The organism is Kitasatospora sp. NPDC114501 (assembly GCF_055633695.1).
Map to the genome: position 1 here is coordinate 266,783 of NZ_JBVKDS010000003.1, position 16,687 is coordinate 283,469.

A 16,687-nucleotide genomic window follows, 5' to 3' on the forward strand; every position below is an offset into this window, starting at 1 on the left:
AAAGGAGGGGAGGGGGAGGATGCTGGGGGGGGAAGTAATGCTGAAGAAAAAGGAGAGGGCACGCGCAAACCAAAGAGGCAACCCCTAAAAGACCCCCCCCCCCGCCGCGCCCTTCACGTTCACGTTCGCGGGCTCGGGCTCGGGCTCGGGCCGGCGAGGTCAGTCGGTCGGCTCCGCCCAGCCGGCGGTGCTGCGGTACCGGCCGAGGCCGACCGACTCGAACTCGTCCACCCGGCCCTCCTCGGTGCGCGCCCCGATCCACCGCAGGGCGCGGGAGATCGGGGTGCCCTCGGCCGGGGAGGGCTCGAGCTCGCCGATGGCGAGCGGGCCGAGGGCGATCCCGCCGTCCGCCCAGACGGCGGCCCGCTGGGTGCCGCTACCGCCGAAGTAGTCCGCCTCGACGCAGGCGATCGGGCCGGCCTTCGACCAGGCGGCCAGCCGGAGTTCGAAGCCGTCCGACTGCCACCCGAACCCGGCCCCGCCGCCGGACCTGCCCACCCCGCCGTCCCCCTGGAGCGCGGCGAGGACGGCGGAGGTGACCGGGATCAGCGCCAGCCCCTGCGTCAGGGGCACCACCCGGGCCGCCGGAACCTCCGCCGCCGCCACCGTCAGCAGCTCGCGGGTTCCTATCAGCGCCTGGAGTTCATAGGACATGGCGGCCATGGTGTCCCACCGCACCGACAGTCGGCCCGGAATTTATGATTCCGTGCCCGGTCGGAGACCGTAGAGCAGGGTGAAGACGGTCACGTCCAGCGCGTCCTCAGCCGAACTCGGCCCTTCCTCGTTCAGTTGGTCGAAGATTTCGGCCAGTTGGGAACGCAACCGGTCCAGCCGGTCGGGGCTGAGCCGCAGCGCGAAGTCCGCGAACAGTCCCGACGGCGGGCCCGATTCGCCCGGCGTCCGGCCGAAGTCCAGTCGGCCCTCGGCGATCCTGGCGCGGAAGTCGGACCGCACCCGGTCCATCGCGGCCAGGACGGCGTCGTACGCCTCGGAGCGGGTCGGGGAGCCGGCGGTGAACATCCCCGGGGCCAGCCGGATCGCCCCCTGGGCGACCCGGTAGCGGCTCTCCACGATGCCGGAGACCAGCCGGGTGCCGGCCACCAGGATCAGCCCGGCCTTCTCCAGATGCTTGATGTGCCGGTAGAGCTTGGTCTGCGGCTCGTCCAGCGCGGCGGCGAGCTCCTTGGCCGTCAGCGGGCGGTCCTCGGAGGACTGGAGGGCGCCGAGGATGGCCAGGCGCAGCGGGTCGGCCAGCGCCTTGAGCACCGCGACGTCGGACACCTGGCGTTCCTTGACCCAGGTGACGGGCTGCTGCTCGCCGCTGTCGGCGGCTTCCGGTGCGTGCTCGACCACGGGGCCACCCTTCCAGATCGGCCGCTCCGTCCGCAATCACGCTCCGGTGAGCGCTCACCATCAAGCGATCGATCACCCTTGCGTAATCAATCACGCATGGGACATCATTCACATGAACGTGAATGGTTGCGGCGATCGCGAACGATGGAGGCAGGACATGGCGGACCAGCCGACGACGACGGCACCGACGCGGCTCCGACCGGATGACGAGGCACCTCCGTACAAGCCGGCCCCGTACGAGCCGGCCCCGTCCGCACCGCCGCCGCCGCCCGTACCGCTGCGGCGCAACCTGCGGTTCCAGGCCCTCTGGGCCGGCCAGGCCTCCGCGACCCTCGGCATGGTGATCGGCGACACCGCCTTCCCCCTGCTGGTCCTCGCGCTCACCGGCTCCTCCACCGCCGCCGGGGCCTTCGGCGCCGTGCAGATGGCCACCACCCTGCTGCTGGGCGTCCACGGCGGCCTGGTGGCCGACCGGGTGGACCGCCGCCGGGTGCTGGTCGCCGCCGACGGCGCCCGGCTGCTCGCCCTCGCCAGCGTCCCGGCGGCCCTGGCGTTCGGCCCGCCGCACCTGGCCCACCTGCTGCTGGTCGCCGCCGTGATCGGCGCGACCGTCGCCTACAGCGGCCCGGTCCGGCTGCTCGCACTGCGCTCGGTGGTCCCGCCGGAGCAGCTGTCCCAGGCGCTGGCCCAGGACGAGGCCCGGATGAGCGGGGCCGCGCTGGCCGGACCGCCGCTGGCCGGGTTCCTGTTCGGGCTCGGCCGGGCGGTCCCCTTCCTCGGGGCCGCACTCGCCTCGCTGCTCGCCCTGGCCGCCGCCCTCGCGGTGCGCTTCCCCAGCCCGCACGAGTCCGGGGCTCCCGGCCGGCCCGCCGGGGGCGGCGCCCTGGCCGGCTTCCGCGTCCTCGCCGCCTCCCCGCTGCTGCGGGGCGCCCTGGCCGTCCTGCTGGTGATCAACCTGACCGGGGCCGCGCTCCTGCTGCCCGTGATGGTGCTGCTGCGCGAGCAGGGCACCGGCAGCGCCGGGATCGGGCTGGCCTTGGCCGGCGAGGCGGTCGGCGCGCTGGCCGGCGCCACCCTGGTCGCCCGGCTGCACCGGCTGGCCGGCCCCGGCGTGCTGCTGCTGGCGATGGGCTGGATCACCGTCCTGGTCCCGCTGGCGCCGCTGCTGCCCGGCGGGACGCCGACCGTCTTCGCCGCGCTGTTCGTGTTCGGTGCGGGCGTGCCGGCCATGCGGGTGATGCTCGACCTGCTGGTCTTCCGCCAGGTGGCGGACGCGCTGCGCGGCCGGGTGATCGCGGCGACCATGACGCTGCTCACCGCCGGCATGCCCGCCGGGACCTTCGTCACCGGCCTGCTGCTGGACCGGTCCTCCCCCGCCGCCGTGCTGGTCGCGATCAGCGCCCTGCTCGCCACCGCGCTGCTGGTCGCGACCGCGAGCCGCACGCTGCGCCGCGCCGTCTGGCCCGCCGAGGGGTCGGGCTCCCCGCAGGACTGACCCCGGCGTGACCGGCGTACGGGCAGGACCGGTACCTGGGCCCGCCCGCCGGTCACCCGCACGGCCGACCGCCGCATGCGGCGGGCCCGGCAGACGGGTGAACTGACCGGGTACCGCCCGCCCCGGGGATCTTCCCGGAGCGGGCGCAGCCCCGTCGCGCCGGACCCGCGCCACCCGTGCGATCCGTCCGGCCTTGCCGCCCCACGAGGCTCGTGTCGCGCGGCCCGTGTCCCGCGGGACAGGGCCCGGGCGACCGGCCGAGCCGCAGCGGCGCCGCACCGGAGGAGGACCGGATGAGTTCCACGGACGGGCCCCCGCCTGACCGCACCGGACGCACCGGCCCTGGCACCCTCGGCACCCCCGGCGGCGGACCCCGGCGGCCCGGCCGGACGGCCGCCGCCCGCCGACCGTCCTGGCCGGCGCTCGCCCTGCTGGCCACCGCCGCACTGACCGGTCTGCGCCTCGCCCCGGCCGCCGCGGCCCCCGGCCCGCCGCCCGGCCCGGTCCGCGGCCCCGCCCGCGCCCTCCCCCACCGCGCCCCGATGCCGACGGGCCCGCCGGAGCCGCGCCGGCCCGGCGGGGAGCGGCCGTCCCGCCGTCCGGATCGCACCGGCGCCTCCCCGAGGGCTTCGCCAACTCGGCGGACAAGTGATGGAGTCGACCTGACGAAGGCTCAGCCGAGCCCGTCCGGCCCAGAGGAGGACCCGCCGTGCCCCGCCCCTTCACCGTCGAGGACCACACCGCCCGGATGGCCCGCGCCACCGCCGAGGCGACCGCCGCCGGGCTGGCCGGCCTGGTCGTCGCTCCCGGCCCCGACCTGGCCTACCTGTGCGGCTACTCGCCCACCGCGACCACCGAGCGGCTGACCGCCCTCGTCCTCACCGCCGGTCGCGAACCAGCGCTGGTGGTACCGAAGTTGGAGCGTCCGGACGCCGAGAAGGCGGTCGGCGCTCCGGCCGTCCGGCTGCTCGACTGGTCCGACGGCGCGGACCCGTTCGCCACCGTCGGCCCGCTGCTCGACCCGGCCGGACGGTACGGCGTCTCCGACAACACCTGGGCGCTGCACCTGCTCGGCTTCCAGGCCGCGCTGCCCGGTGTCTCCTTCACCTCGCTCACCGACAGCCTGCCGATGCTGCGCGCTGTCAAGGACATCGAGGAGCTGGAGCGCCTGGCCGCGGCCGGCGGCGCGGCGGACGCCGCCTACCGGCGCATCCTGGAGGTCGGCTTCGCCGGCCGCCGGGAGACCGACGTGGCCGCCGACCTCGGCGCGCTGCTCATCCAGTACGGGCACAGCCAGGTCGACTTCACCGTGGTCGGCTCCGGCCCGAACGGCGCCGATCCGCACCACGAGGCCGGTGACCGGGTCATCCGTACGGGTGACACCGTGGTGCTGGACTTCGGCGGTCTGAAGGACGGGTACGGCTCCGACACCACCCGCACGGTGCACGTCGGACCGGACGTCCCGGACGAGGTGCGGAAGGTGCACGGGCTGGTCCGGCTGGCCCAGCAGACCGCCTTCGAGGCGGTCCGCCCCGGGATCGCGTGCCAGGAGATCGACCGGATCGCCCGCCGGGTGATCACCGAGGGCGGGTACGGCGAGTACTTCATCCACCGCACCGGCCACGGCATCGGCACCACCACGCACGAACCTCCGTACCTGGTGGAGGGCGAGGAGCGGCCGCTGGTGCCGGGCATGTGCTTCTCGATCGAGCCCGGGATCTACCTGCCCGGCCGGTTCGGGGTCCGGATCGAGGACATCGTCACCGTCACCGAGGACGGTGGCCGCCGCTTCAACAACACCCCGCACGAGTTGGGCATCGTGGCCTGACCGTCCGTGACCATCCGTCCACGACCTACCGTCCTTGACCGACCGTCCAACCGGGTGCCGACCGAATCCGATGTTCTTACGATCCGGTCATATTTCACCCAGAGACCTCCAAGTTTGGGTTGCTAGTTTCGGTGCGCATGACCAAGACCCTCCCCCCGGCCCCGCACGACGTGCGGGCCGGGCAGCCGCGCCCGGTGCCTCCGCCCCGCCCCCGCGTGACGGGCTGGTCGAGACTCCGCTGGCTGGCCTGGCCGCTCTACCTGACGTGCTTGCTCTGGTTCCTCCGTACCGAGGGCATCCCCGCGGCCAACGACGTGCTGTTCCTCTGGCTGATCGCCGCCCTGCTGACCGCCGCCGTGCACAGCGGACACGGCCCCCGCGGCTTCCTCCTGGTCCTGCGCGACTGGGTCCCGGTGATGGCCGTGGTGTGGACGTACTCGCTGCTGCGCGGCTACGGCGCGCACACCCCGTGGGCCCCGCACTGGCTGCCGCAGCTGCGCTTCGACGAGATGCTCGGCTTCGGCGAGACCTGGACCGTCCGGCTCCAGCACGCCCTCTACGACTCCGGCTCACCGCACTGGTACGACTACGCCGCGGTGGCGGTCTACCTCTCGCACTTCTTCGTCGTCTACCTGCTGCTCGCGGTGCTCTGGCGGCGCGCCCACCACCGCTTCCGGCAACTGCTCGCCGCCTACCTGGCGCTCACCTTCGCGGGCTTCGCCACCTACATCCTCTATCCGGCCGACCCGCCGTGGCTGGTCTCCCAGGAGGGCAACCTGCCGCACCTCACCCGGGTGGTCTGGGAGGTGATCTCGGTGAGCGGGCTGCCGCAGGCCGACTCCCTGCTGGAGAACGGCAGTCAGTTCGCCAACGATGTCGCCGCGATGCCCTCGCTGCACTCCGCCTACCCGGCGATGCTGCTGTTCTTCTTCTGGCCCACCGCCAAGCGCCGGCTGCGGGCGGTGCTGGTCGCCTACCCGCTCGCGATGACCTTCACCCTGGTCTACGGCGCGGAGCACTTCATCATCGACGTCTTCGTCGGCTGGGCCTACGCGGCGGTGGTGGTGTTCGGCCTGCGCCGACTGCGCAACCGGCGTGCGGCCGACACGACTTCGGTTCCGGTTTCGGCCCCGGCCCCGGCTTCAGGTGCGACGGCTTCAGGTGCGACGGCGTCGGGCGTGACGGCGTATGCCCCGACGGCCCCGACGGAGAGCACGGCCAAGGGCGCGGCGAAGGACACCGCGAAGGGCACGGCAGACTTGGCCGGGTGAATCCGAGCGCACCGATGAAGCCCACCGCCGAGCAGTTGCTGGCCGCCAAGGACACCACCATCCCGGACGTCTCCGGACCCGGCCTGCGGGTGCTGTTCTGCGGCATCAATCCGGGCCTGTGGTCCGGCGCCACCGGGCACCACTTCGCCCGTCCGGGCAACCGCTTCTGGCCCGCCCTGTACCGCTCCGGTTTCACCGGGCGCCAGTACCGCCCGGACGAGCAGCGGGAGTTGCTCGCGCTCGGCCTGGGCATCACCAACGTCGCCCCGCGCACCACCGCCAAGGCGGACGAGCTGACCGCCGAGGAGCTGCGCGAGGGCGGCGCCGCGCTGCGCGAACGGGTGCTGCGGCTGCGCCCGCGCGTCCTGGCGGTGCTCGGCATCGGCGCCTACCGGACGGCCTTCGGGCAGCGCCGGGCCGCCCTCGGGCGGCAGCCGGAGCGCATCGGCGACACCGAGGTGTGGGTGCTGCCGAACCCCAGCGGCCTCAACGCCCACTACACCCTGGACGGGCTGGCCGAGGAGTTCCGCAGGCTCCGGGAGGCCGTCGACGGCCGCACCGACGAGGACCGAACGGCCGAGGACCGACCCGCCGAGGGCTGAACCGCCGAGGACTGAACCGCCGAAGGCCGGGCCGCCGACAGCCCGGCCGGCACCCCGCGTCTGGCGCACCCACTCGGCGATCGGCGCCCTGCGCGAGCACGGCCGGACCGCCTGGTGCGGCGCGGTCTCCCAGTACGACCGGCTCGGCGACCCCCGGCCGCACTCACCCCGGCTGGACGGGCAGTACGGCCAGGTCGAGCGCGGCGAGCCGGGCCGGGTCGGCCACCACCTCGTAGTCGGCCACCCGGCCGTCCGCGACTGCCAGCCGCAGCACCAGCCGCAGCCGCCCGTCCGGGGCGATCAGGATGCCGGGAACCCCGTCCACCAGCGCCACCGCGCCGTAGCGGGCCCGGCGGCCGAAGACCGTGGTCTCCCGGGCGACGGCCCGCGCCCCCCGGGCCACCGGCGCGAGGCCGGGCCCCAGCGCCGCCGGATCGGCCCGGCGCACCACGTCCGGGGCCAGCACGGCCAGCAGGTCGGCCAGGTCCCCGCCCCGGGCGGCGGCCAGGAAGGCCTCCACCACCCGCCGGTGCCCGGCCAGCGGCTCCGGGGGCAGCGCGGCCGTCCCGCGGACTCGCTGCCGGGCCCGGCTGGCCAGTTTCCTGGCGGCCACCGGGGTCCGCCCGACGATCGGCGCGATCTGCTCGAAGGGCACCGCGAAACCGTCGTGCAGCACGAAGGCGACCCGCTCGGCCGGGCCCAGCCGGTCCAGCACCACGAGCAGCGCCCGTCCCACCGACTCGACCAGCAGCGCCTCCCGTTCCGGCTCCGGGCCGCCGCCCGTCGGGTCCGGCAGCGCCTCGTCGGTCGGCTCCTCGCGCCGCGCCGCGCGGGCCCGCAGCAGGTCCAGGCAGATCCGGGAGACCACGGTGGTCAGCCAGCCGGGCAGGTTGCCGATCTCCGCCGGATCGGTGCGGACCAGCCGCAGCCAGGCCTCCTGCACGGCGTCCTCGGCCTCGCCGGTCGAGCCGAGCATCCGCTGGGCGATCGCCCGCAGCCGGCCGCGCTCGGCCTCGAACCGCTCGGCCTGCGCCCCGGCATCCCGTCCCGGGGCCTCCGGTGTTCCGGCCGCCGCTCCCGGCCTCGCGTTGCGGTCCATCGGTCACCTGTCCTCGGCGCGACTCGTCACCGCCATGACGATCCGTCCCCCTCCGAGGTGACCAGGAGACCCCATGACCTCCGCCACGCTGCTCCACCTGGACTCCAGCATCAGCCCGTCCGGCTCGGTCAGTCGAGCCCTGACCGCCCGTTTCGCCGAGGCCTGGCGCGCCCGGCACGGTGCCGCCGCCCGGTACCGGCACCGCGACCTCGCCGCCGACCCGGTGCCCGCGGTGGGCGCCCCCTTCGACGCCCTCGGCCGCCGCACCGAGCGCAAGGGGATACTCCCGCTGGACGAGATCGACCGCCTCGCCGAGGGGCCGGACGAGGCGCGCGAGTGGGCGCTCGGCCGCCCGCTGATCGAGGAGCTGCGGGCCGCCGACACCCTGCTGATCGGCAGCCCGATGTACAACTACACCGTCTCGACCGGCCTCAGGGCGTGGATCGACCGGGTCACCTTCCCCGGCGTCCACCACGACCCGGAGAGCGGCGAGCCGCTGCTGCGCGACACCCGCGTGGTGGTGGTCGCGGTCCGCGGCGGTGGCTACGCGCCGGGCACGCCGCGCGCCCGCTGCGACTTCCAGGTCCCGTACCTGCGGGCGTACTTCGACCGGATCGGGGTCGCGGCGGAGCACCTGCACGTGGTCACCGCGGAGCTCACCAGGGCCGCGGACATCCCGGCGTTGAACGCCCTGCGGCCGCTCGCCGCCGAGTCGCTGGCGGCGGCCGAGGCCGCCCTCGACGAGCTGGCCGCGACGCTCTGAGCCCGCCCCGCCCACGGGCCGCGCCCCACGGCGGGGTGACGCCCTACAGCGGGGTGACGGCCTTGAGCACCACCAGCAGGGCCACGGCGGCGTTGAGCGCGCACAGCGCCGACGCCGCCGTACCGATCGCCGCGACCATCGCCGCCAGGCCCGCCGGAGTCTTGGCCGGCGGCCAGTTGCGGGAGGTCGGCACCGGGCCGAGCAGTGCGGCGACCCGGCGCGGCACCGGCCCGGCCGCCGCGGCCGGGGAGGCGAAGGCCGCGAAGCCGGGGACCGGGGCGGCGTGCGAGACCAGCGCCGCCCGGGCCACCGCCCGCGCGGTGATCCGGCGGTCCCCGACGGCCTGCGCCGAGTCCTCGTCCGCCCACCGCTCCGCGCTGTACGCCACCGCGTGCTGCAACGGCCGCAGGAACGGGTTGACGCAGGCGGCGAGCTGGGTGGTCAGCAGGTACCGGTGGTGCCGGTGGCGCAGGTGCGCCCGCTCGTGGGCGAGCAGCGCCTCGCGTTCGTCGGCGGCCAGCCCGGCCAGCATCCCGGTGGAGACCACCACCCGGCCGGGCGAGCCGGGCAGGGCGTAGGCGTACGGGCTGCGGTCCGGCAGCACCGCGAGGTCGCCGGACTCCCCCGGCCCGGCGGGCAGCCCGCTCAGCGCCCGGCGGGCCCGGATCCGCACCCGCAGGTGCCGGACGACCGTCCGGGCGCAGGCGAAGCCCACCAGGGCCAGCAGCCACATCGCGGCGGTGCCGACCGTCTCGTGGTACGGCAGCACGGCCCGCACCTCCGGGTCGGACCAGCCGTCCGGCAGCGGGTTGCCGGGGATCTGCGCGGTGCCCACCACGCCGATCAGCCCGAGGCAGACCACGCTGCACAGCGCCAGCACCGCGCTGATCACGGTCATCAGCCGGGCCGCCCCGCGCGGATGCAGGTGCTGCTCGGTCAGCCGCGCGATCGGGACCGCGGTGAGCGGCAGGACGAGCGGGAGGAAGACGAAGACGCCCACGGATCAGCTCTCACGGTCGGTCGCCGCCGGATCGGCGGACGCGGCGTCCAGCAGCGCCCGCAGCAGTTCCTCGTCGTGGGGCAGCAGCGCGGTGACGAAGCTGGCCAGGACGGCGTCCCGGTCCGCCTCCCCGTCGAGCATCCGGCGCATCCGCAGCGCGGCCAGCCCGGCGGCGTCCGAGGAGGCCTGCCACAGGTAGGAACGGCCGGAGCGGGTCCGGGTCACGGCGTTCTTGGCGTGCAGCCGGGACAGGATGGTCATCACCGTGGTGTACGCCAGGTCGCCCTCCAGGCGTTCCTGGACCCATCCCGCGGCGGCCGGGCCGGGCGCCTGCTGGAGCACCGCGAGCACCTGGGCCTCCAGCTCGCCCTGGCCGCGTCGGCGGGTCGGCGCGTCCCCGGCCGCCGGGGCGTTCCTCTCGTCTGCCATGGCGGCCCACTCCCTCCGGATGCCGCGCCCGGACCGACGGGCGCGGGATCATCCTAACGAGCGAGGGCCGCACCGGGCCGGTCGGAGCCGGGGTTCGCGGGCGTACGGCACAGGGACCCCGCCGGGCGTACGGCACCGGGGTTCGCGGCGCCGTGGGTCAGGTCCGGGCCCGCTGGGTGACGGCGATGCAGACCAGCACCACCACCGCGGTGACCGGTGCCGCCGCCGGCAGCCGCTCGCCGAGCAGCAGCACCGACCAGACCAGGGTCAGCAGCGGCTGGGCGAGCTGGAGCTGACTGGCCCTCGGCACCCCGATCCCGGCCATCCCCCGGTACCAGAGCACGAACCCGCCGAGCTGCGAGACCGCCGCCGTGTACGCCAGCCCGACCAGCGCCTTCGCCCCGAGCCGGACCGGCTCGGCGCCCAGCCCGAGCGCGGTGGTCAGCAGCGTCACGGGCAGCGCGGCCACCACCGCCCAGGCGATCACCTGGGCGCCCGGCAGCTCCCGGGAGAGCCGCCCGCCCTCGGCGTACCCGGCGGCGCAGAGCAGCAGCGCCACGAACAGGTAGAGGTCGGCGGTGGTCGGCCGGCCGTGGCTCTGCACCAGCGTGAAGGCGAGGACGGCGGCGGCCCCGGCGAGCGCCGCCGCCCAGAACGCCCCGGACGGCCGGCGGCCGGTGCGCAGCGCCGCGACCGCCGCCGTGGCCAGCGGCAGCACGCCGATGACCACCGCCGAGTGGGCGGTCGAGGAGGTGCGCAGGGCCAGCGTGGTCAGCAGCGGGAAGCCGAGGACGCAGCCGCCGGAGACCACCAGCAGGCCGGGCCAGTGCCGGCGCCTCGGCAGCGGGGCGCGGACGGCCGCCAGGTAGCCCACGGCCAGCAGTCCGGCCAGGGCGCCGCGCAGACCGGTCGCGGACCACGGGCCGAAGCCCGTCAGTGACCACGCGGTGGCGGGGAAGCTGAGCGAGAAGGAGGCCACCCCGAGGGCCGCGAGGGCGGTGCCGGAGGCGGGGGCCGGTCGAGGTGCTACCGCCTGGGAGCGGGTAGCGCTATCTTGTGCCGTCATGAACGAGCGTAGCAGTGTGGCCGAACTCGCCGACACCCTGCGACGGGAGGTCGAGCGCTACCCGGAGGGACGGAAGCTGCCCTCCAGCCGGGCCCTGGTGGAGCGTCACCAGGTCAGCCCGGTGACGGTCTCCCGGGCCATCGCGGTGCTCGTGGCCGAGGGGCTGGTGGTCTCCCGGCCGGGCTCCGGGGTGTTCCGGGCGGCGGCCTTCGCCGCGGCCCCGGCCGTCCCCGCCGCCCCGGCCGGCCGGACCGGCGACCTCTCCTGGCAGCAGATCGCGCTCAGTGCCGACTCCGGCCCGCGCGACCTGCTCGCCGCCCCGGTGTTCGCCACCCTCCGGGTGCCCCCGCCGGACGTCATCGACCTCAACAGCGGTTACCCGCACGCCTCGCTGCTGCCCGAGCGGCTGCTCGCCGCCGCCCTCGCCCGGGCCGGCCGGCGGCCGGGCGCCTGGAGCCGCCCGCCCACCGACGGCCTCACCGAGCTGCGCGGCTGGTTCGCCCGCGACATCGGCGGCCACGGCGGGCCGATCGGCGCCGGGGACGTCCTGATCACCTCCGGCGGGCAGAGCGGGCTGACCGTCGCCATGCGGGCGCTCGCCGCGCCCGGAGCGCCGGTGCTGGTGGAGTCGCCGACGTACTCGGGCATCCTGGCGGTCGTCCGGGCGGCCGGGCTGCGGCCCGTCCCCGTCCCGGTGGACGCCGACGGCGTGCGCACCGACCTGTTGGCGGACGCCTTCGAGACCACCCGGGCGCGGGTCTTCGTCTGCCAGCCGCTGTTCCAGAACCCCACCGGCGCGGTGCTGTCGCCCGGACGGCGGGCGGAGGTGCTGCGGATCGCCCGGGCGGCCGGGGCCTTCGTGGTCGAGGACGACTTCGCCCGGCTGCTGGTCCACGCGGACGCCCCCTCGCTGCCGCGCCCGCTCGCCGCCGACGACCGGGACGGGGTCGTGGTCCACCTGCGCTCGCTGACCAAGGCGGCCTCCCCCAACCTGCGGGTCGGCGCCCTCACCGCGCGCGGCCCGGCACTGGCCCGGCTGCGGGCGACCCAGGTGGTGGACAGCTTCTTCGTGCCCCGGCCGCTCCAGGAGGCCACCCTGGAACTGGTCGCCGACCCCGCGTGGGCCCGTCACCTGCGCGCCCTCGGCGCCGAACTGCGCGACCGCCGCACCGCCGCCGTCGCCGCCATGCACCGCGAACTGCCCGGTGTCCTCGGCGCCCACCGCCCCGGCGGCTACCACCTGTGGCTGCGCCTGCCGGACGGCGTCGACGACAACACCATCGCCGGAGCCGCCCTGCGCGCCGGCGTCCAGCTCTCCCCCGGCCGCCCGTACCACCCCGCCGAGCCCCCGGCCCCCCACCTGCGCCTCAGCTACGCGGCGGCGGAGAGCGCCGCCCAGGTCGCCGAGGGCGTCCACCGCCTGCGCCTGGCGTACGAGGAGGCGGCGGGCTGACGCTCCGCGTCCGTCAGCGCCGCCACGCGGCGGCCCGCTAGGCCCGCCGGCCCGCCATCCGCTCCAGGCGGGCGATGCGCTCGGCCATCGGCGGGTGGGTGGAGAAGAGCCTGGCGCCGGCCTCGCCGGGCCGGAAGGGGCTGGCGATCATCATGTGGCTCGCCGTCTGGAGCTGCGGCTCGGGCGGGAGGGGCAGCTGACGGGTGCCGGCGTCGAGCTTGCGCAGGGCGTCGGCGAGGGCCAGCGGGTCGCCGGTGATCCGGGCGCCGTCGGCGTCGGCCTGGTACTCGCGGGAGCGGCTGACCGCCATCTGGATCAGCCCGGCCGCGAGCGGGCCGAGGATCATGATCGCGAGCATCCCGAACAGCCCGGGGCCGTCGTCGTCCTCGTCGCGCCCGAACGGGATCAGCCAGGCGAAGTTCACCAGGAACATCACCACCGAGGCGAGCGCCCCGGCCACCGAGGAGATCAGGATGTCCCGGTTGTAGACGTGGCTCAGCTCGTGTCCGAGCACGCCCCGCAGCTCGCGCTCGTCCAGGATCCGCAGGATGCCCTCGGTGCAGCAGACCGCCGCGTTGCGCGGGTTGCGGCCGGTGGCGAAGGCGTTGGGGGCCGGGGTCGGGGAGATGTAGAGGCGGGGCATCGGCTGGCGGGCCGAGGTGGAGAGCTCGCGGACGATCCGGTACAGCCCGGGCGCCTCGAACTCGCTGACCGGCCGGGCCCGCATGGCCCGCAGCGCGATCCTGTCGCTGTTCCAGTAGGCGTACGCGTTGGTGCCGAGGGCGACCAGCAGGGCGATCACGAAGCCGGTGCGTCCGAAGAGTCCGCCGATCACCAGGATCAGCGCCGAGAGGCCTCCGAGCAGGACGGCGGTCCTCAGTCCGTTGTGCCGGCTGTGCACGTCAGGCCCTCCAGTGGTGCGGTGGGGAAGCCCTTTCTGCCTCGTCCCTCTTGCCCGGTCAACGGGTGGGGCCGGGGACCTTGTTCCCTTGTGACCGACGCGACACCACCGCTGGACCGACGAGACACCGCCGCGACGCCGGCGCGGAACCGCCGGGCCGCACCACCGGCCCCCGGCCCGGGCTCAGGACGCCCGGGCTCAGAACAGCGAGCCGCCCGCGACCTGGAGGACCAGCTGCGGCGCCACCGAGAGGACCACGGCCGCCGAGGCGGTGAGCCCCAGCGTCGCGGTGAGGCTCACCGGCAGGCGGTGCCCGGCGGCGCCCTCCCCGAGGGGCTCCTCGCCCGCCGGCGCGAACAGCCGGGCCGTCCACAGCAGGTAGTAGTACAGGGCGACGACCACGTTGACGGCCATCACCACGGCCAGCCAGCCCAGCCCGGCGTCGACCGCCGCGCGGAACACCACGACCTTGCCGAACAGGCCGACCACGCCCGGCGGCAGCCCGGCCAGGCAGAGCAGGAAGAAGGCGAGCGCCAGCGCCGTCCAGCGGTTGCGGGAGAACAGGCCGCGGAAGTCGTCCACGCTGGTCCCGGCCCGGCGCCCGACGGCGGCGACCACCCCGAAGGCGCCGAGGTTCACCACGCCGTAGATCAGCGCGTACGCGGCGGTGGCGCCGAGCGGGTCCACGCCGGCGGGCGCGTAGCCGGCCGCGGCGAGCGGCACCAGCAGGTACCCGGCCTGGCCGACCGAGGACCAGGCGAGCAGCCGCACCGCGCTGTACCGGGTGTCGAAGCGCTGCCGCAGCGCGCCGACGTTGCCGGCGGTCATGGTGACGGCGGCCAGCACGACGAGCACCGGGCCCCAGGTGTGGGCGTACGGGCGGAAGGCGACGGTGGTGGCGAGCGCGAGCCCGGACAGGCCGGCCGCCTTGCCGACCACCGAGAGGTAGCCGGCCACCGGCAGCGGCGCGCCGGTGTAGGTGTCCGGCACCCAGAAGTGGAACGGGACGGCGGCGACCTTGAAGGCGAAGCCGACCAGGGTCAGCACCGCGCCCGCCTCGGCCAGCGGCCTGAGCTGGCCGGGGGCGTGCTCCAGGCCCTGGGCGACGGCGCCGAGGTGCAGGCTGCCGCTCGCCGCGTAGACGAAGCCGACGCCGAGCAGCATCACGGCCGTCGCGGTCACCGAGGAGACGAAGAACTTGAACGCGGCCTCCGCGCCCCGACCGTCCCGGCGCAGCGCGACCAGGGCGAAGGCGGGCAGCGAGGCGACCTCCAGGGCGATCACCATGGTGGCGAGGTCGCGGGAGGCCGGCAGCAGGGCGGCGCCGGTGGCGCTGGAGAGCAGCAGGAACCAGTACTCGCCGCGCGGCAGCTTCTCGCTCTCCACGGTGTGCGCCGACAGCAGCGCCGCGATCAGCGCGCCGCCGAGGGCGAGCAGCTGGAACACCAGGGCGAAGTGGTCGGCGACGTACGAGCAGCCGGCCGCGGCGGAGCCGCCGATCGATGGAGTGTCAGACCCCCCTGCTACGTTCTGCGCACAGAAGGTCGCCCGGGGTGACCGGCCGGTGAGGGGGAGGAGTGCGATGAGGGCGAGGGCGAGTCCGGCCGCGGTGAGGCGGCCGAGCCACTTCTTGTGCCGCTCGGGCAGGAAGAGGTCCGTGAGCAGCACCACGAGGGCGGCCACGGCGGCGATCAGCGGGGGCGCGATCGCCACCCAGTCCACGGACTGGATCAGGCTGCCCGGGTTGGCTACGGCGAGGGAGGTCACAGTGTGCTGCCCCGTGGAGTGAGGTCCGAGTGCGGCGGTCTGGGCTGCGAGCACGGTCAGCCACCCCCGAGGAGGTGCTTGACGGCGGGGTCGGAGAGGCCGAGCAGCAGCGCGGGCCAGAGACCGGCGAGCAGGGTGAGCGCCGCCAGCGGCGTCCAGCTGACGGCCTCGTACGGGCGCAGGTCGGTGAGTTCGGCCACCGGTGCGGGCTGCGTGGGGTCCCCCATGCAGACGCGCCTGACCACGATCAGGAGGTACGCGGCGGTGAGGAGGGTGCCGAGGCCGGCCAGGACCATGTAGGTGACGAACGCGGGGCGCGACAGGCCGTCGGCCGGGTCGAACGCGCCGAACATGGCGAGCAGCTCGCCCCAGAAGCCGGCCAGGCCGGGCAGGCCGAGGCTGGCGACGGCGGCGAAGGCGAGCAGCGCGCCGAGCCGCGGGGCCCGGCCGTACAGGGCGGCGCCGGTGGTGCCGGAGAGGGTGTCGAGGTCGGCCGTGCCGTAGCGGTCCTTGAGCGCGCCGACGACGAAGAACAGCAGACCGGTGATCAGACCGTGGGCGATGTTGGCGAACAGCGCGCCGTTGACGCCCACCGGGGTGAGGGAGGCGATGCCGAGCAGCACGAAGCCCATGTGGCCGACGGAGGAGTAGGCGATCAGGCGCTTGAGGTCGCCCTTGGCGCCGGGGCGGGCCAGCGCCAGGCAGGCCAGTGAGCCGTAGACGATGCCGACGGCCGCGAAGGCGCCCAGGTAGGGCGCCAGGGTGGCGGCGCCGTCCGGCACGACCGGGAGGAGGACGCGGACCAGACCGTAGGTGCCCATCTTCAGCAGCACGCCGGCGAGCAGCACCGAGCCCACCGTCGGGGCGGCGGTGTGGGCGTCGGGGAGCCAGCTGTGCAGCGGCCAGGCGGGGGCCTTGACCGCGAGCCCGACCAGGATCGCCAGCGCGGCGATCACCTGGGTGGTGTGGCTCAGGCCACTGCCGTGCGCGGTGGCCAGGGCCTGCATGTCGAAGGTGCCGGCCTTGCTGCCGATCAGCAGGAAGCCGAGCAGCATCACGGCCGAGCCCAGCAGCGTGTAGAGGATGAACCGGTTGGCGGCCGGCACCTTCGCGCCGCTCCCCCAGCGGGCGATCAGGAAGTACATCGGGATCAGCACGATCTCGAAGGACACGAAGAAGAGCAGGAGGTCCAGCACCGCGAAGGTGGCGAGCATGCCGACCTCGAGCAGGAGGAACAGCCCGACGAAGGCCTGCGCCGAGGGCACGTCCTCCCCGTCCGGCAGCCGCTTCTCCGAGTACAGCGCGCAGAGGAAGGTGAGCAGCGCGGTCAGCACGACCAGCGGCAGCGAGACGCCGTCCACCCCGAGGTGGAGGCGCACGTCCAGGGCCGGGATCCAGGACACGTCGGTGGTGGCCTGCATCCGGGCGGGCTCGTCGTGGTCGAAGCCGGCCGCGAGGGCCACGGCGAGCAGGAACACCGCACCGGTGACGACGGTGTTCAGCCGCAGGGCCCGCCGGCCGGCCACGGCCCGGTCCGGCCCGAACACCGGCGCCAGGGTGAGCGCGGCGCCGAGCAGCGGAAGCACCAGGAGGGCGATGAGGACTGCGTTCATCGGGGGCTCCCGGCAGCGGTCGAGAGGACGGAGGTGGAGGAGAGCAG

General features: G+C 75.3%; 15 protein-coding genes. 6 read left to right on the forward strand and 9 right to left on the reverse strand.

Annotated features, from left to right (window positions below):
- Nucleotides 1-159: 159 nt before the first annotated feature.
- Both ACZ7RU_RS07670 and ACZ7RU_RS07675 read right to left on the reverse strand, forming a co-directional pair.
- On the reverse strand, nucleotides 160-654 hold the full coding sequence (locus ACZ7RU_RS07670; RefSeq protein WP_470339963.1) for a hypothetical protein: 495 nt from the start codon (nucleotides 652-654) through the stop codon (nucleotides 160-162).
- A 42-nt stretch (nucleotides 655-696) separates the two neighbouring features.
- The gene (locus ACZ7RU_RS07675; protein ID WP_470339964.1) at nucleotides 697-1,353 is read right to left on the reverse strand and encodes an ArsR/SmtB family transcription factor; all 657 of its coding nucleotides are present in this window, start codon (nucleotides 1,351-1,353) and stop codon (nucleotides 697-699) included.
- Between the two features lie 157 nt (nucleotides 1,354-1,510).
- Between ACZ7RU_RS07675 and ACZ7RU_RS07680 the strand changes: the two genes are divergently transcribed.
- The 4 genes from ACZ7RU_RS07680 to mug all read left to right on the forward strand — a co-directional run bounded on the left by ACZ7RU_RS07680 (nucleotide 1,511) and on the right by mug (nucleotide 6,549).
- Nucleotides 1,511-2,848: an MFS transporter gene (locus ACZ7RU_RS07680; protein ID WP_470339965.1), complete on the forward strand. Its 1,338-nt coding sequence runs from the start codon at nucleotides 1,511-1,513 to the stop codon at nucleotides 2,846-2,848.
- A 748-nt stretch (nucleotides 2,849-3,596) separates the two neighbouring features.
- Entirely contained in the window at nucleotides 3,597-4,676 is a 1,080-nt protein-coding gene (locus ACZ7RU_RS07685; protein ID WP_470340221.1) for an aminopeptidase P family protein, read from the forward strand.
- A gap of 137 nt (nucleotides 4,677-4,813) precedes the next feature.
- The gene (locus ACZ7RU_RS07690; protein WP_470339966.1) at nucleotides 4,814-5,947 is read left to right on the forward strand and encodes a phosphatase PAP2 family protein; all 1,134 of its coding nucleotides are present in this window, start codon (nucleotides 4,814-4,816) and stop codon (nucleotides 5,945-5,947) included.
- A gap of 14 nt (nucleotides 5,948-5,961) precedes the next feature.
- A complete protein-coding gene (gene mug / locus ACZ7RU_RS07695; protein WP_470340222.1) occupies nucleotides 5,962-6,549 on the forward strand; it encodes a G/U mismatch-specific DNA glycosylase in 588 nt (195 codons plus the stop codon).
- A gap of 163 nt (nucleotides 6,550-6,712) precedes the next feature.
- Here the strand turns inward: mug and ACZ7RU_RS07700 are convergent, their stop codons facing one another.
- Nucleotides 6,713-7,648 (reverse strand): sigma-70 family RNA polymerase sigma factor, encoded by a 936-nt coding sequence (locus ACZ7RU_RS07700; RefSeq protein ID WP_470339967.1) that lies wholly within the window; start codon nucleotides 7,646-7,648, stop codon nucleotides 6,713-6,715.
- Nucleotides 7,649-7,721: 73 nt separating this feature from the next.
- On the opposite strand from ACZ7RU_RS07700, the gene ACZ7RU_RS07705 reads away from it, so the two are divergent.
- Nucleotides 7,722-8,411: an NAD(P)H-dependent oxidoreductase gene (locus ACZ7RU_RS07705; RefSeq protein ID WP_470339968.1), complete on the forward strand. Its 690-nt coding sequence runs from the start codon at nucleotides 7,722-7,724 to the stop codon at nucleotides 8,409-8,411.
- Between the two features lie 43 nt (nucleotides 8,412-8,454).
- Here the strand turns inward: ACZ7RU_RS07705 and ACZ7RU_RS07710 are convergent, their stop codons facing one another.
- From ACZ7RU_RS07710 to ACZ7RU_RS07720, 3 genes are all read right to left on the reverse strand, one after another.
- Nucleotides 8,455-9,411: a M48 family metalloprotease gene (locus ACZ7RU_RS07710; RefSeq protein WP_470339969.1), complete on the reverse strand. Its 957-nt coding sequence runs from the start codon at nucleotides 9,409-9,411 to the stop codon at nucleotides 8,455-8,457.
- A gap of 3 nt (nucleotides 9,412-9,414) precedes the next feature.
- Nucleotides 9,415-9,840, reverse strand: coding sequence for a BlaI/MecI/CopY family transcriptional regulator (locus tag ACZ7RU_RS07715; protein ID WP_470339970.1), 426 nt, complete (start codon nucleotides 9,838-9,840; stop codon nucleotides 9,415-9,417).
- A 157-nt stretch (nucleotides 9,841-9,997) separates the two neighbouring features.
- A complete protein-coding gene (locus tag ACZ7RU_RS07720) occupies nucleotides 9,998-10,906 on the reverse strand; it encodes a DMT family transporter (RefSeq protein WP_470339971.1) in 909 nt (302 codons plus the stop codon).
- Between ACZ7RU_RS07720 and ACZ7RU_RS07725 the strand changes: the two genes are divergently transcribed.
- Nucleotides 10,905-12,359 carry an aminotransferase-like domain-containing protein gene (locus tag ACZ7RU_RS07725; protein WP_470339972.1) on the forward strand — a complete coding sequence of 485 codons (1,455 nt, stop codon included), beginning with the start codon at nucleotides 10,905-10,907 and terminating at the stop codon, nucleotides 12,357-12,359. The genes ACZ7RU_RS07720 and ACZ7RU_RS07725 overlap by 2 nt on opposite strands.
- Before the next feature lie 37 nt (nucleotides 12,360-12,396).
- Here the strand turns inward: ACZ7RU_RS07725 and htpX are convergent, their stop codons facing one another.
- The 3 genes from htpX to ACZ7RU_RS07740 form a co-directional block, all read right to left on the reverse strand.
- Nucleotides 12,397-13,260 carry a zinc metalloprotease HtpX gene (gene htpX / locus ACZ7RU_RS07730; protein ID WP_470339973.1) on the reverse strand — a complete coding sequence of 288 codons (864 nt, stop codon included), beginning with the start codon at nucleotides 13,258-13,260 and terminating at the stop codon, nucleotides 12,397-12,399.
- Nucleotides 13,261-13,458: 198 nt separating this feature from the next.
- Nucleotides 13,459-15,027: an NADH-quinone oxidoreductase subunit N gene (locus ACZ7RU_RS07735; protein ID WP_470339974.1), complete on the reverse strand. Its 1,569-nt coding sequence runs from the start codon at nucleotides 15,025-15,027 to the stop codon at nucleotides 13,459-13,461.
- A 56-nt stretch (nucleotides 15,028-15,083) separates the two neighbouring features.
- Nucleotides 15,084-16,640: a complex I subunit 4 family protein gene (locus tag ACZ7RU_RS07740; protein WP_470339975.1), complete on the reverse strand. Its 1,557-nt coding sequence runs from the start codon at nucleotides 16,638-16,640 to the stop codon at nucleotides 15,084-15,086.
- Nucleotides 16,641-16,687: the final 47 nt, after the last annotated feature.

What these genes read in the sequence shown, in the direction of transcription:
- ACZ7RU_RS07720 (WP_470339971.1), bottom strand. Translation starts at nt 10,906, where the DNA reads ATGACGGCACAAGATAGCGCTACCCGCTCCCAGGCGGTAGCACCTCGA.
- ACZ7RU_RS07705 (WP_470339968.1), top strand. Translation starts at nt 7,722, where the DNA reads ATGACCTCCGCCACGCTGCTCCACCTGGACTCCAGCATCAGCCCGTCC.
- ACZ7RU_RS07680 (WP_470339965.1), top strand. Translation starts at nt 1,511, where the DNA reads ATGGCGGACCAGCCGACGACGACGGCACCGACGCGGCTCCGACCGGAT.
- ACZ7RU_RS07725 (WP_470339972.1), top strand. Translation starts at nt 10,905, where the DNA reads ATGAACGAGCGTAGCAGTGTGGCCGAACTCGCCGACACCCTGCGACGG.
- mug (WP_470340222.1), top strand. Translation starts at nt 5,962, where the DNA reads ATGAAGCCCACCGCCGAGCAGTTGCTGGCCGCCAAGGACACCACCATC.
- ACZ7RU_RS07685 (WP_470340221.1), top strand. Translation starts at nt 3,597, where the DNA reads ATGGCCCGCGCCACCGCCGAGGCGACCGCCGCCGGGCTGGCCGGCCTG.
- ACZ7RU_RS07700 (WP_470339967.1), bottom strand. Translation starts at nt 7,648, where the DNA reads ATGGACCGCAACGCGAGGCCGGGAGCGGCGGCCGGAACACCGGAGGCC.
- ACZ7RU_RS07715 (WP_470339970.1), bottom strand. Translation starts at nt 9,840, where the DNA reads ATGGCAGACGAGAGGAACGCCCCGGCGGCCGGGGACGCGCCGACCCGC.
- ACZ7RU_RS07670 (WP_470339963.1), bottom strand. Translation starts at nt 654, where the DNA reads ATGTCCTATGAACTCCAGGCGCTGATAGGAACCCGCGAGCTGCTGACG.
- ACZ7RU_RS07740 (WP_470339975.1), bottom strand. Translation starts at nt 16,640, where the DNA reads ATGAACGCAGTCCTCATCGCCCTCCTGGTGCTTCCGCTGCTCGGCGCC.
- ACZ7RU_RS07690 (WP_470339966.1), top strand. Translation starts at nt 4,814, where the DNA reads ATGACCAAGACCCTCCCCCCGGCCCCGCACGACGTGCGGGCCGGGCAG.